We start from the raw sequence: 12,279 nt of genomic DNA on the forward strand, positions 1-12,279 counted from the left end.
TCAGTTGGCCAGCAGGTAACCGCTGCGTAACACCTGTTCACCAGCGACGTGGGCGATGACCATGCCGGCCGTGGCCATACGCCGCACGCTGCGGGCGTAAAGCAAGCCGGGCTGGCTGTTGCGTATGGCCGTCACCCGGTCGCTGAGCGGGTCGATGACTTCAGCGATCAGTTGCCCTGCCTCCAGGTGCTGGCCGGGGCGGGCGTGATACACCAGCAGCCCACCAAGCGGGGCTGCCACGGGTTCGACGGCGGCCAGCGGTGTGGCCGGGCGTACCAGCTCCGGCAAAGGGGCGGCGCTACCTTCGATGACGTTGAGGTGGGTCAGGTAGTCGAGAATCGCCTGGCAGTCCTGGCCGGCCAGGTCATGGCTTACATCGGCCTGGCCACGGAGCTCCACGGTCACCGCGATGCTGCCCTGCGGGATCGGGTAGCGCTTGCCGAAGCGTTGTTGCAGCTGCCACCAGACCAGGCTGAAGCACTCGTCGAACGATTGGCCCCCGGAGTCGGTGGCCAACAGGCTGGCCTGGGCGCCCAGGTAGCGAGCCAGTGGCTCGACCTGCGGCCAGGCTTCCGGAGTGGTGTAGAGGTGCTCGACCGCCTCGAAATCACAGTGCAGGTCCAGCACCAGGTCGGCATCGCAAGCCAGCCTTTGCAAGGTCAGTCGCTGGGACTGCAACGGCGTGCGCACCAGATGGGCATCCAGGCCGCGACGCAGGTACTCGCGAATCAACGCCAGGTTGTGGGCCGGGTCCTGGGTCAGGTGGCCTTCGATCTGGTCGCCGATGCTGTCGGACAGGTCGACGAAGTTGCGATTGAAGTTCTCGCCGCTCTGCAATTCGAAGCGGCCCAGGGGCGCGTCCAGCATTACCTGTTCCAGGCCGACCGGGTTGGCCACCGGAACCAGGATGATCTCGCGCAGCAGGCGACCCTGCTGCTCCAGCTCGGCCAGGCGGCGCTTGAGGTGCCAGGCGACCAGCATGCCGGGCAGTTCGTCGGCATGCAGCGAGGCCTGGATATACACCTTGGCGCCACCGCGTGGGCCGAAGTGGAAGCTGTGCAATTGGCGGGAAATGCCCGGTACGGGCGAGAGCAGGTCGTGGGTCGAATGGTGCATGGTGGTCCTGGCTGCGTGGCGAAAACGTTCTGCGACACGGGTCGGCACAAAGATAGAAGCATAATTTGCGTTATCGCGCCTCACCGTGTTGCCTTCTTTCAGACCAGCAATGCCTGCAGGCTTGCCAGGTCGTCGGCTTCATCGACCGGTTTGTCCAGGCGCCAGCGCAACATCCGCGGAAACCGCACGGCGATACCGCTCTTGTGGCGTTTGGACAGCGCGATGCCCTCGAAGCCCAGCTCGAACACCAGCGTCGGGGTGACGCTACGCACCGGCCCGAAGGTTTCCACCGTGGTCTTGCGAATGATCGCATCCACCTTGCGCATCTCTTCGTCGCTGAGCCCGGAATAAGCCTTGGCGAAGGGCACCAGCGCGCGGTCGGGCGTGCCGGCTGGCGCGTTCCACACCGCGAAGGTGTAGTCGCTGTAAAGGCTGGCACGGCGGCCATGGCCGCGTTGAGCATAGATCAGGACTGCATCGACGCTGAACGGGTCGATCTTCCATTTCCACCACAGCCCCATGTCCTTGGTCCGGCCCACGCCGTACAGGGCATCACGCTGCTTGAGCATCAACCCCTCCACACCCAGCTTGCGCGATTGTTCGCGTTGCCGCGCCAGGTCGCTCCAGTCGTTGCCTTCGAGCAGTGGTGAAAGCAGCAGGGGGGCCAAGGGATGCTCTGCCACCAGGCGCTGCAATTGCTGGCGCCGCTCATGTTGTGGCCGGCTGCGCCAGTCCTCGCCTTGCCATTCCAGCAAGTCATAGGCTTGCAGCACCACCGGGGCGTCAGCCAGCAATTTCTTGCCCAGCGTCTTGCGGCCGATGCGTTGTTGCAGCACGGCGAACGGTTGCACTGCCGGTACGCCGGCATCGACGCCTGGCTTCCAGACCAGGATCTCGCCGTCGAGCACCGTGCCGTCCGGTAGGGTTTCGGCCAGGCCATGCAGCTCGGGAAAGCGCTCGGTGACCAGTTCTTCGCCGCGTGACCAAACCCACAGCTGGCCATCACGCTTGACCACTTGAGCGCGAATGCCATCCCACTTCCATTCGATCTGCCAGGCAGCGGGCGGCCCGAGCAGGGTTTCGAACTGCTCTGGCGGGGCCTGCAGGGCGTGAGCGAGGAAGAATGGATAGGGTTGGCCACCACGCTGGCGATGTTCATCAACGGACTCTTCGGCGATCAGCTGGTGATAGCTGGCGGCCGTTGGCCGGTGGCCAATGTCGGTGTAGCCGACCAAACGCTGGGCCACGCGCTTGGCATCAAGGCCCGCCAGCTGTGCCAGGGCGCGGGTTACCAGCAGCTTGGACACACCGACGCGAAAGCTGCCGGTGATCAGCTTCAGGCACAGCATCAGGCTGGGGCGGTCCAGTTGCGACCACAAAGGGGGCAGGCGATGCTGGAGTTCCTCGGCTGGCAGGCCGCGCAAGGGCAGCAGTTTGGCCTCGACCCAGTGTGCCAGGCCGTCATCATGGGTTGCAGGTGCTTCTGGCAACAGCAGCGAGATGGTCTCGGCCAGGTCGCCGACGGCCTGGTAGCTCTCCTCGAACAACCAGTCGGGTAACCCCGCCAATGCCGTGGCCAGCTCGCGCAATGTGCGGGTCGGCACCAGTTGGCGAGGCCGCCCGCCTGCCAGGAAATACACGGCCCATGCGGCATCCTCGGCAGGGGCCGTGGCAAAGTAGTCGCGCAACGCTTGGAGCTTGGCATTGCTGGAGGTGGTCGCATCCAGGCGCAGGTACAGTTCGGCAAACGCTTTCATGCCCCAGGCTCCGTGGCCGGGATGTCGTCTTCTTCGCCGTATTCGGTGACGAAGGCGCGGGCGTCCAGGCCTTGTTCGTTGAGGTAGCGCACCAGCACATTGACCGAGCCATGGGTGACCATGACCCGCTCGGCCCCGGTCTGGGCGATGGCCCACAGCAGCCCCGGCCAGTCGGCGTGGTCGGACAGCACGAAACCACGGTCCACGCCACGCCGTCGGCGGGTACCGCGCAACAGCATCCAGCCGCTGGCAAAGGCATCGCTGTACTCACCGAAACGGCGCATCCAGCTGCTGCCGGCGGTTGAAGGTGGCGCGAGGACAAGGGCCTGGCGCAACAGCGGATCGCCGCGCGGGATATCGCCGACATAGTGGGTGGCAGGCAGGTGCACACCGGCCTCGCGGTAGACCCGGTTCAACGGCTCGACGGCGCCATGCACAAGGATCGGCCCGATGTTCGGGTCCAGGCCGTGGAGTATTCGCTGAGCCTTGCCGAAGGCGTAGCAGAACAGCACGCTGGCCTTGCCTTGCTCACAGTTGCTTCGCCACCAGGCATTGATCCCGGCAAAGACATTCGCCTGGCTGGGCCAGCGGTAGATGGGCAGGCCGAACGTCGACTCGGTGATGAAGGTATGGCAGCGCACTGGCTCGAAGGCAGCGCAGGTGCCGTCCGGTTCGACTTTGTAATCACCCGAAGCGACCCACACTTCGCCCTGGTACTCCAGACGCACCTGTGCCGAGCCCAGCACATGGCCGGCCGGGTGCAGGCTGAGGGTGACGCCGTGATGCCGGAGGCGTTCACCGTAGGGCAGGGTCTGCAGGGCGATGCCTTGGCCCAGGCGGCTGCGCAGGATGCCGGCACCGGGGGCGGCGGTCAGGTAGTGATGATTGCCGGTACGGGCATGGTCGCCATGGCCGTGGGTGATCACGGCGCGCTCGACCGGGCGCCAGGGGTCTATGTAGAAGTCGCCAGGGGGGCAGTACAGGCCTTCGGGGCGGGCGATGACGAGGTCCATGGCTGGGTGCGCAGGTTGCTGGGAGTAACTGTTAGGAGCGATGCGGGCGTAAGGAAGTTCGAGCGGTTTGATTGAAGGAAGTGGACTACACGTCATACAGAAATGCAGAAGCGGCATTCGCGGTTAACTATGGGCTCCATTGATTTGCGCAACAAAAATATTGCGTTCTGGGTGCGTACCATTTCAAGGTTTACCTCGGTAATCGCCAGACGATTTTCCCGGACCATGGAGCCAAAGAGATTGGCGAAGGGCTCAGAAGAAAGATCCTCAAAGACCTGGGCCTGAGCGAATGTTGAAATCAGGGGAGAGCACAATGACCTTCGAATATCCAGTGATCATCCACCGAGAGACGGGCAGCGTCTGGATCAGTTGCCCGGATGTGCCTGAGATGTCCAGTGCAGGCGATACCGAGGAAGAAGCCCTTTTCGATGCTGTTGACGCCATGGAGTCGGCGCTTTCGTTCTACGTTGACCAGAAGATAGCGATACCGCTACCTGCAATGAGATTGGCTGATCAGCCTGTCGTACGCTTGCCGGCCCTCACGGCGGCGAAGGCAGCCCTATGAAATACCATGGTAGAGCAGAAAGTGAGCAAAACAGAGATGGCGCGGCGGCTGGGTGTCAATCGCCCTCAGGTTGATCGCTTGGTGGATCTGTTGCATCGATCCAAGATCGAGCAGGTCGAGCATGCATTACATGTGCTCGGTCAGCGAATCGAACTCGCGGTCGTCTCTGCTTGATGCATCCTCGGAAGAAAAAGCCGCCAGTCCAGGCGGCTTTTTATCACTAGCGCCCCGGCACCAGCGTCAACCGTTGGCTACCATAGGTCCGCCCGAAGTTCTGCGGCTGCAGCGGCAGGCTCATGAATCGCCCCTTGAACCAGGCGTCCAGCCCATCGCTGTAGTGCGAGCTGGCCGGGTTGCCCGACTGGCCGTTGCTGGTCAGTACCTGCAGCGGCTCGGCCTGGCCGAAGTCGACGATCATCCGCGCCGAGGCCGGCAATCGGGTATCGAAGTCGCTCCCCCAGGCATAAGGGGCCAGGGCCGGAGTGCTGAAGTCGCCACCGGCGGCCATCGGCGAGCGACTCATTGCATCGCCCAGGCCGTGGTAGGCAGGCGCCGGCCAGCGGTACTGGTGCAGCTTGCCCCATTGCCAGGCGCGTTGGTCGCTGCCCAGTTGCGCGGTGCCGGCATCCACGGCGGCTGCCAGGCTGCGAGCGAGGATGGCCGGTTTGTCTTCTTTTTGCGGCGTGTTGCGATCGTCCCAGAACGGGCTGTCGTCGCGGCCCAGCAAGTGGTCGGCCTGGGCCGAGTACGACAGACGGGCGTTGCTGACGAACGCCTGCCAGGCGGGGCTCGACTCCGGGCCGAGGTCGTCGAGGAAGGTCTGCCGGGTCACTTCCTGAAGGAACAGCTCGTACAGCGCGGCATCCGCCGACACCGGGCTCAGCCGGCCATCGAAGGCCTTCAGCCGGGCCAGGGTGTCGCGCGCCTTGTCACGCTGGGGCGCAGGCAGGGCCTCGATCGCTTGCTTGAGCGGCTGGGCCATGCCGGGGGCGTTGAACATCTGCTTGAGCTTGTCGGCCAGCAATGTCACCTGGTCGTTCTGCAGGGCCATCAGGCTGCGGCTGTCGTGACGGCCGTTGCCGGCCAGCTGGCCCAGGCGTTCGGCGCGCTCAGGGTAGTACCAGGTGCTGGACAGCTGCATGCCGTAGCCACGCGGCAGGCTGCGCTGGTTGGCGTGGGCGATCCAGCCGGCCGGTGGGTCCTGGTCATAGGGATGCAGCATCGGGTCGGCATAGCCATCCCAGTCATAGCGCCCGTCCCAGCCCGGCGACGGCAGCAGGCCCTGGCCTTCGCGGCGGTTCGGGTAGCGACCGCTGACTTGCCAGCCGATGTGTTCGGGCTCGGCGAAGACGAAGTTGAGTGCGGCAGTGGCGACTTCACGGGTGCTGTCGAAGGCGCGCTCGACATTTTGTGCGCGGGTCAGGTCGAACAGCGCATCGAGGCTACGGTCGCCCTTGAGCTGTGGCAGGCTCAGGGCCAGGCCCAGGCTGGCGTTCCCCGCCTGGGGCAGCAGGGTGCCGTGGCGGGTGTCGTACATCACCTCGCGCACTGGGCGCTGGCCACGGACGAAGAAGGTTTCGCTGCGGGCGCGGGCTGGCAGCCACTTGCCGTCGGCCAGGTAGGTCACCTGGCTGCCGGCGCGGCGCAACTGCTCCAGGTACAAGTCCTGATTGTCGGCCATCACCGCGCTGCTGCTCCACGCCAGCTTGCCGTTGTAGCCGGCCAGCACGATGGGCAGGCCCGGTAGTGACAGGCCGCCGACCTGATACTTGCCGGTGTGGATCTGCACCGGGCTCAGGGCCCAGGTTGCGCGGCTGTCACTGGCCAGCAGGCTCTTGCCGCTGCGGCTGCGTTGCGGGCCCAACGCCAGGTTGGCCGAACCGGGGCTGCCGAGCAGGTCGAGGTCGGCGAGTTTCTGGCTGGCTGCCGCCAGCGCGGGCAAACCTGGTAGCTGGCTGCTCAGGTTCAGGCCTTTGAGTTTTTCCACCTCGGCCTCGGCCAGGGGCTCGTCCGGTGCGCCGGGCAGCAACCAGGGCAGCTTGTCGTTGCCGACCTTCTGCGCCAGGGTCAGGGCGCTGAGTTCTTCCTGCAGGTTTACCGACTGGCTGAAGGCATACAGGCTGAAGATCAGTGCCGAGTCTTCAGGCTTCCAGTATTCCGGGCGATAGCCACTGCTGGCCAGGTTGGCCGGCAGCTTGTCGCGGTAGCGGAACAGGTAGGCGTTGACCCCGCGGGCATACACCTCGAAGAAGCGCTTCAGGCGTGGCGAGGCGTCGGCGTACTGCTGGGCAGCGCTTTGCTTGAGGTTGGCGGCGCGCATCAGCCGGTCGATATCCAGCGCTTCGCTACCGGCCAACTCCGCCAGGCGGCCCTGGGCGAGCAGGCGCATGGCGAGCATCTGCTCGATGCGATCGCCGGCATGCACATAGCCGAGGGTAAACAGGGCGTCATGGAAGCTGCTGCTTTCGATCAGTGGCGCGCCCATGGCGTTGCGCCGGACCGAGACGTTCTGCGCCAGGCCCTTGAGCGGCTGCACGCCGGTGGTCGGTGGCACGCTGTCCTGATAGCCACCCATCTGGCAGCCGGCGAGCCCGAGCATGCCGAGCAACGTGGCGGCGGCGCTGAGCCGCGGGCGGAAGGGAGGAAGGACGGGGGCGGCCATGACAAGGGCTCCTGCAAGGCGTGGCGGGTTCGAAAGGCGCTAAGGTAGTGAGCGCGCAGGCGCCATGCAAGGTGCGGTGGAGCTTTATTTACCAGCGGTACCTGCACCGCCGTCATCGCCGCTGCAGGTACCTGCGTTCAAAGGATCAAGCGCCGTGGCACTTCTTGAACTTTTTCTGGCTGCCGCACGGGCACGGGTCATTGCGGCCGACGTCCTTCAGGGCGTTGCGCACCGGCTCCTGGTGGCCGTGATTGCAGTGCGGGCCGTGTACATGGCCGTGGTCGTGATCATGCTGATGATCGTGACCGTGGTTGCAGTCCGGGCCATGAACATGGGGTTGCTGGGTCATTGCAGGGTTACTCCGGTATGAGATCGCCGGGGATTATCTCACCACTGCGCGACAAGTGCAGGTCCTGATGGAAGATCAGCCCGGTCTCCAGCTCGCCCTGCAGGCGGTAATGCAGCGGCTGCCCGCTCTTGAGCAGCTTGGCCAATGGCTTCAGGTGCTGCCACAGGTTGGTCCGCGCGGTGATCTTGAAGGTGCGTCGGGCATGCCCGCCGACGCTGCGCCAGAGGCTGACTTCGTCCTGAGCCAGCAGCAGGTCGTCGAGCCACACCGAATAGCTCAGGTTGCGAATGAACAGGCGGCTGTCGTTGGGGTTGTCGACGCGCAGGTGCAGGACGAATTCCTGCTGCAGCAGCCGCGCCTTGACCGTTTCCACCTTGTCCAGATGCAGTTCCGGCTCGCGCGTATCATCGTCGCCCCAGCTCGCGCAGCCCGCCAGCAGCGTCAGCAGGGCGCTGAGCAAGAGCAGGCGGGTGGCGGCAATCATGTTCAGTTACCGACGTAGCTGGCGCAGCATTTCTTGAATTTCTGCCCGCTGGCGCAGGGGCAGGGGTCGTTGCGGCCGGCCTTGAGCGCAACCGTAGGGTCGATGAAGTACCAGCGCCCCTCATGCTGTACGAACGCAGAACGCTCGCGGTGCTGATGGTCGCCCTCATGGTCATGCCAGCGTGCGGTGAAGGTCACGAACGCGTGCTCGGGCTGGCCACCGAGCACCTCGGCGTTTTCCACTTCCAGGCCCAGCCAGGTGCTCTGGGCGCTCCATGCTGCCATGGCAGCGCGGTCCAGCCCGTCCTGCTGGGCCGGCAGGGTGGTGCCTACCAGGTAGTCGACCAGCCCCAATACATAGGCGCTGTAGCGCGAACGCATCAGCGTCTGGGCGTCGGGAGCCGGGGTGCCGGCATGGTAATGCCCACAGCAGGCGTCGAGCAGGTTGCCGCTGCCACAAGGGCAAACCGAGACACTCATCATCACCACCAATACTTGCCGAAGTTTTCAGGGTTGGCCCAGAACTTGGCGTTGAGCCAGTCCGGGACCTGCTTGTAGTCATGTAGATCATAGGTGAACAAGCTCAATACCTGCTCATCACGGCGGAATTTCTCGCTGGCCGACAGCGCCAGGGAGAAGAAGTCGGTGTCTTGCCACCCGCAGGCGGGCAGGTCGGCCAGTACGGCAACCCGGCTTGCGTTGAGGTTGCGGATGCCGCCCAGCAGTTGCAGGCCGGTGCGTTTGGGCAGGTGTTCCAGGCAGTCCACCAGCACCGCCAGGTCGAAACGTTGCGCAGCCAGCGCAGCCGGCAATGGCCCCGGCGCACAGGTTTCGATGGTCACCTGGGGGTGAGCCTGGGCAAAGGCCTCCAGGGCCGGGAAGCGGGTGCCCACCAGCAGCAGGCGCTGCGGGGTGAAGCGCTCTAGCAGGGCGGCCAGGGCTTGTTGCGGCGTGCGCTGGGAAAAACCGTCGGTCATTGCCAATCCTCGTTCAAGTCATCCAAGACTAGCGGGCTGCTGTCCGCCGGCATAGAGGCAAGTGGCCGCGTCGTGGCTTATTGCTGGCAGGGATGGATTGCGCGGTCTTTACTCCCATAGATCGGTCTTATGCCGATTCCCCTAGGAGAAGCTACGAAAATGAGCATAGTACGCACAGCGTTACCCCTGGTACTGCTCACCAGTGTGTTGACTGGTTGTGCAGGTTTGCAAAAAACCGACTGGCCCAAGTGCGCTGCCGTCGGGGGCGTCGCCGGTGCCGGCCTGGGTGCCATCGAGAGTTCCAGCTGGGCTGGCTGGGGCGCGCTGCTCGGTGGTGGCCTGGCGGCAGGCTATTGCTGGGCTCACGGCGATGGCGACGAGGACGGTGATGGCGTGCCGGACAGCCGTGACAAGTGCCCGCATACGCCGCACGGCGTGAAGGTCGATGCCAATGGCTGCCCGCCGCCGCCACCTGTGGTCGAGGAAGTGGTTGTACAGAAGGAAGAAGTGATCGTCATTCGTGATGTGCACTTCGAGTTCAACTCCTCGCGCCTGACTGCGGCCGACAAGGAGCGCCTGAACACGGTTGCCACGCGCTTGAAGCAAGAGGCCCCGAGTGCCCGTCTGACCGTGACCGGCCACACCGACAGCGTGGGCTCCGACAAGTACAACCAGAAGTTGTCCGAGCACCGTGCCCACTCGGTAACCGATTACCTGATCGAAAGTGGTGTGCCTCGCTCCAGCTTCGTTTCGGTGGTAGGTGCTGGCGAAACCCAGCCAGTGGCAGACAATGCCACGGCCGAGGGGCGTGCCATGAACCGTCGTACCGAAATCAAGATCCAGCGTTGACGCCTCGGCGCCCGCGCCTTGAGAAGTGGCGCGGGCGCGTCTTTAATCCTGCTAGCCGGTTGCGGCCGATGACACAGGAGCATTCATCATGAGTGTAATGTCGAAGGCGGCGTTGCCGTTGCTGGTGGTGACCAGCCTGCTTGCGGGCTGTGCCACCCACAGTGACGGCAGTGCGCCCCTCAATCAAAGGACTTGGCCCATCTGCAGCCTGCTCGGTGGTGCGGTGGGTGGCGGCCTTGGCGCCATCGAAAACTCGAGCTGGGCGGCCGGCCTCGGTGCCCTCGGCGCGATCGCCGGTGGGCTGATCTGTTATGCCCAGGATGGTGACGAGGATAAGGACGGTGTGTTCGACCGTCGCGACCGCTGCCCCGACACCCCGGCCAACACAGCGGTTGACCACATGGGCTGCCCGCTGCCGCAGTATCCGCCATCCAAACCTGCACCGCAGGCCGAACCCGAGGTGATCACCCTCGACGACCAGGGCCAGGTGATGTTCGCCTTCAATTCCGCCGACCTCACCCCAGGTAGCGAGGAGCGCCTGAAAAGCCTGCTGCCGCGCCTCAACGAGCTGGGTGTCACGCGCATCAGGGTGGTCGGGCATACCGACAACGTTGGCTCCGACAGCTACAACCAGGCGCTTTCCGAGCGCCGTGCCGCCAGTGTCGCCGAGTACCTGATCCGTCAGGGCCTGGCGCCGCAGAAGGTGACCAGCGAAGGCCGTGGCGCCCGTGAGCCGATTGCCGATAACGCCACCGATGAAGGGCGTGCGCACAACCGACGGGTGGACTTGCACCTCAACTGACTGCGCTGGCGCGTGCCCGGGCATGCAGGTAGTGTTGGCTGCGCGGCGCGCTTGCTCGGGCCGCGTAGACATAACAATAAATAGACACGTAGGGGCGGGGTATGAAGTTCATCCTGGGCCTGGGCAAGGTCCTGACCGTGGCGTTCTGGGGCGTGGTGCTGTTCAACCTGATGATGCCGCAACCGTTGCCGTTGAATCTGTTGATCAATGCCTTGGGCATTTTTGTGTTGAGCCTGCATTTTCTTGAAGTGCTGTTTTTCAATGGCAGCTTGCGTGGCCGCAGCCATCGCTGGTTCGACCGGTTGCAGATCCTGCTGACCGGTATTTTTCATGTCATGTCCGTTCCCCGTCCGCAGGAGGCGCCTCGCCATGCGTAAATTGATGTTGCTGGCGGTATTGGCCGCACCCATGGCCCAGGCGCAGAGCCTGGAGGTTGCCTCCCATTCCATGCTGCGCCTGCCGAACAAGTCGGCCAGCGTGCACCTGGAACAATTGCGTGTAGCGGACTCGGCGACCTTGCTGCTGCCGGCGACCTTGACCGAGCTGAAGGTCGATCATCTGCAACTGGGCCGCGATGCGCGGATTGCCATTGCGCCTGCCGACGCACCGCTGCTCATCGATGTACGCAATGCTGTGCTGAGTGAGGGCAGCGAGATCAGCGCGCCAGGGGCGCCCGGCACCTATGAACGGGCTGCACGCTCTGGGCGCAACCTGGAGTTGAAGTTCGCCAAGGTCGATGCCGAGCGCCTGGCCATCGATGCCCGTGGTGGCGCCGGGGCGCCGGGTTACATGGGCCTTGATGGCGCCAATGGCCAGGCTGGCGGCTGCACCTGGGGCCAGGCAAGCAAAGGGGCGAATGGCGATGACGGTGGCAACGGGCATGATGGTGCGCCTGGCGGGCGAATTCGCCTGAGCCTGCCGCAGGGGTTCGCGCAGGAGCGCGTTGTGGTACGCCTGGAGGGTGGTGCGCCGGGCAAGGCCGGGGCCGCTGGCAAGGCCGGTAAAGGCGGGGCGAGCAAGGGTTGCCTGGTGTATCGCACCGATGCCGGGGCCAATGGTCGGCCGGGGCAGGAGGGTCAGCCTGGGTTGGCTGGCGCTGAGGGTGAACTGATTTTGCAGCGTCTCTGAGGCCGAGCGCCTGACTTTAGAGTTCTAGGGCCTGTGAGATCGAGCGCCGCGCGGGCGGCGCTCGATCTCACAATCGCCGCAAATGCAGCGTAGAACGTCACATCACCAACCGCGAACTGGCCACCGCGACGACCGCCAGGCCCAGCAGCAGGTTGATCCCCACCATCCGTCGAATGCGTCCGAGCACCGCAGCGCCCGCCGGCCAGTCCTCGGCCTGCACCGCCGCCTTGAGCTCGGGCAGCAGCAATGCCTGAATGCGCATGAACAGCGCGAACATGGCAATCCCGCCACCCATCATCACATGCACATATCTGGGCGCAGTCTCGAAACCGCTGAAACGCATGTGCAACATGCCGATACCACTTATCGCCAGAATCGCCACGGCCAGCCAGACCCAGACGAAGAAGCGTCGGAAAACTTCCACCCACAGGCGCAGGCGGGCAGGCCCTTCGAGGGCTGCAACCGTTGCCGGGCGCAACACCAGCCAGGCGAAGAACATGCCGCCGACCCATACCAGGGCGGCGAGGACATGCAATGTGTAGGGCAGGGCAAAGGCAAGCATCCGGATCTCCATGCGG

General features: G+C 64.6%; 15 protein-coding genes. 6 read left to right on the plus strand and 9 right to left on the minus strand.

The window, feature by feature from the left end; translation table 11 throughout:
- The 3 genes from ABE528_RS08500 to ABE528_RS08510 all read right to left on the minus strand — a co-directional run bounded on the left by ABE528_RS08500 (position 1) and on the right by ABE528_RS08510 (position 3,886).
- Complete coding sequence (locus ABE528_RS08500) at positions 1–1,116, minus strand: succinylglutamate desuccinylase/aspartoacylase family protein (RefSeq protein ID WP_152954470.1); 1,116 nt, start codon at positions 1,114–1,116, stop codon at positions 1–3.
- Positions 1,117–1,214: 98 nt separating this feature from the next.
- Positions 1,215–2,873 (minus strand): ATP-dependent DNA ligase, encoded by a 1,659-nt coding sequence (locus tag ABE528_RS08505; RefSeq protein ID WP_346652666.1) that lies wholly within the window; start codon positions 2,871–2,873, stop codon positions 1,215–1,217.
- Positions 2,870–3,886 carry a ligase-associated DNA damage response exonuclease gene (locus ABE528_RS08510; RefSeq protein ID WP_152954466.1) on the minus strand — a complete coding sequence of 339 codons (1,017 nt, stop codon included), beginning with the start codon at positions 3,884–3,886 and terminating at the stop codon, positions 2,870–2,872. Before ABE528_RS08510 ends, ABE528_RS08505 begins: the two co-directional genes overlap by 4 nt.
- A 313-nt stretch (positions 3,887–4,199) precedes the next feature.
- On the opposite strand from ABE528_RS08510, the gene ABE528_RS08515 reads away from it, so the two are divergent.
- Both ABE528_RS08515 and ABE528_RS08520 read left to right on the plus strand, forming a co-directional pair.
- Positions 4,200–4,451 carry a type II toxin-antitoxin system HicB family antitoxin gene (locus ABE528_RS08515; RefSeq protein ID WP_346652667.1) on the plus strand — a complete coding sequence of 84 codons (252 nt, stop codon included), beginning with the start codon at positions 4,200–4,202 and terminating at the stop codon, positions 4,449–4,451.
- Positions 4,452–4,457: 6 nt separating this feature from the next.
- Entirely contained in the window at positions 4,458–4,625 is a 168-nt protein-coding gene (locus tag ABE528_RS08520; RefSeq protein ID WP_346652668.1) for a hypothetical protein, read from the plus strand.
- A gap of 46 nt (positions 4,626–4,671) precedes the next feature.
- On the opposite strand, the gene ABE528_RS08525 is transcribed toward ABE528_RS08520, so the two are convergent.
- The 5 genes from ABE528_RS08525 to ABE528_RS08545 all read right to left on the minus strand — a co-directional run bounded on the left by ABE528_RS08525 (position 4,672) and on the right by ABE528_RS08545 (position 8,922).
- Positions 4,672–7,113, minus strand: coding sequence for a penicillin acylase family protein (locus tag ABE528_RS08525; RefSeq protein WP_346652669.1), 2,442 nt, complete (start codon positions 7,111–7,113; stop codon positions 4,672–4,674).
- A 145-nt stretch (positions 7,114–7,258) separates the two neighbouring features.
- Positions 7,259–7,462 (minus strand): SEC-C metal-binding domain-containing protein, encoded by a 204-nt coding sequence (locus tag ABE528_RS08530; RefSeq protein ID WP_060486211.1) that lies wholly within the window; start codon positions 7,460–7,462, stop codon positions 7,259–7,261.
- Positions 7,463–7,469: 7 nt separating this feature from the next.
- Complete coding sequence (locus ABE528_RS08535; protein ID WP_152954461.1) at positions 7,470–7,946, minus strand: LEA type 2 family protein; 477 nt, start codon at positions 7,944–7,946, stop codon at positions 7,470–7,472.
- Between the two features lie 2 nt (positions 7,947–7,948).
- Positions 7,949–8,425: a YchJ family protein gene (locus ABE528_RS08540; protein WP_346652670.1), complete on the minus strand. Its 477-nt coding sequence runs from the start codon at positions 8,423–8,425 to the stop codon at positions 7,949–7,951.
- Between the two features lie 2 nt (positions 8,426–8,427).
- Positions 8,428–8,922, minus strand: coding sequence for a DUF6231 family protein (locus ABE528_RS08545; protein WP_346652671.1), 495 nt, complete (start codon positions 8,920–8,922; stop codon positions 8,428–8,430).
- A 159-nt stretch (positions 8,923–9,081) separates the two neighbouring features.
- Here ABE528_RS08545 and ABE528_RS08550 point away from each other — a divergent pair, with 159 nt between their 5' ends.
- The 4 genes from ABE528_RS08550 to ABE528_RS08565 all read left to right on the plus strand — a co-directional run bounded on the left by ABE528_RS08550 (position 9,082) and on the right by ABE528_RS08565 (position 11,701).
- On the plus strand, positions 9,082–9,771 hold the full coding sequence (locus tag ABE528_RS08550; RefSeq protein ID WP_152954444.1) for an OmpA family protein: 690 nt from the start codon (positions 9,082–9,084) through the stop codon (positions 9,769–9,771).
- An 88-nt stretch (positions 9,772–9,859) separates the two neighbouring features.
- Positions 9,860–10,573 carry an OmpA family protein gene (locus ABE528_RS08555; protein WP_346652672.1) on the plus strand — a complete coding sequence of 238 codons (714 nt, stop codon included), beginning with the start codon at positions 9,860–9,862 and terminating at the stop codon, positions 10,571–10,573.
- A 101-nt stretch (positions 10,574–10,674) separates the two neighbouring features.
- Entirely contained in the window at positions 10,675–10,950 is a 276-nt protein-coding gene (locus ABE528_RS08560; RefSeq protein ID WP_152954439.1) for a DUF1145 domain-containing protein, read from the plus strand.
- The gene (locus ABE528_RS08565) at positions 10,943–11,701 is read left to right on the plus strand and encodes a collagen-like protein (protein WP_346652673.1); all 759 of its coding nucleotides are present in this window, start codon (positions 10,943–10,945) and stop codon (positions 11,699–11,701) included. Before ABE528_RS08560 ends, ABE528_RS08565 begins: the two co-directional genes overlap by 8 nt.
- A 97-nt stretch (positions 11,702–11,798) precedes the next feature.
- On the opposite strand, the gene ABE528_RS08570 is transcribed toward ABE528_RS08565, so the two are convergent.
- Positions 11,799–12,263, minus strand: coding sequence for a CopD family protein (locus ABE528_RS08570; protein WP_152954437.1), 465 nt, complete (start codon positions 12,261–12,263; stop codon positions 11,799–11,801).
- Positions 12,264–12,279: the final 16 nt, after the last annotated feature.

The sequence above is a fragment of the Pseudomonas sp. TWI628 genome (assembly GCF_039673865.1).
Taxonomy (GTDB): domain Bacteria; phylum Pseudomonadota; class Gammaproteobacteria; order Pseudomonadales; family Pseudomonadaceae; genus Aquipseudomonas.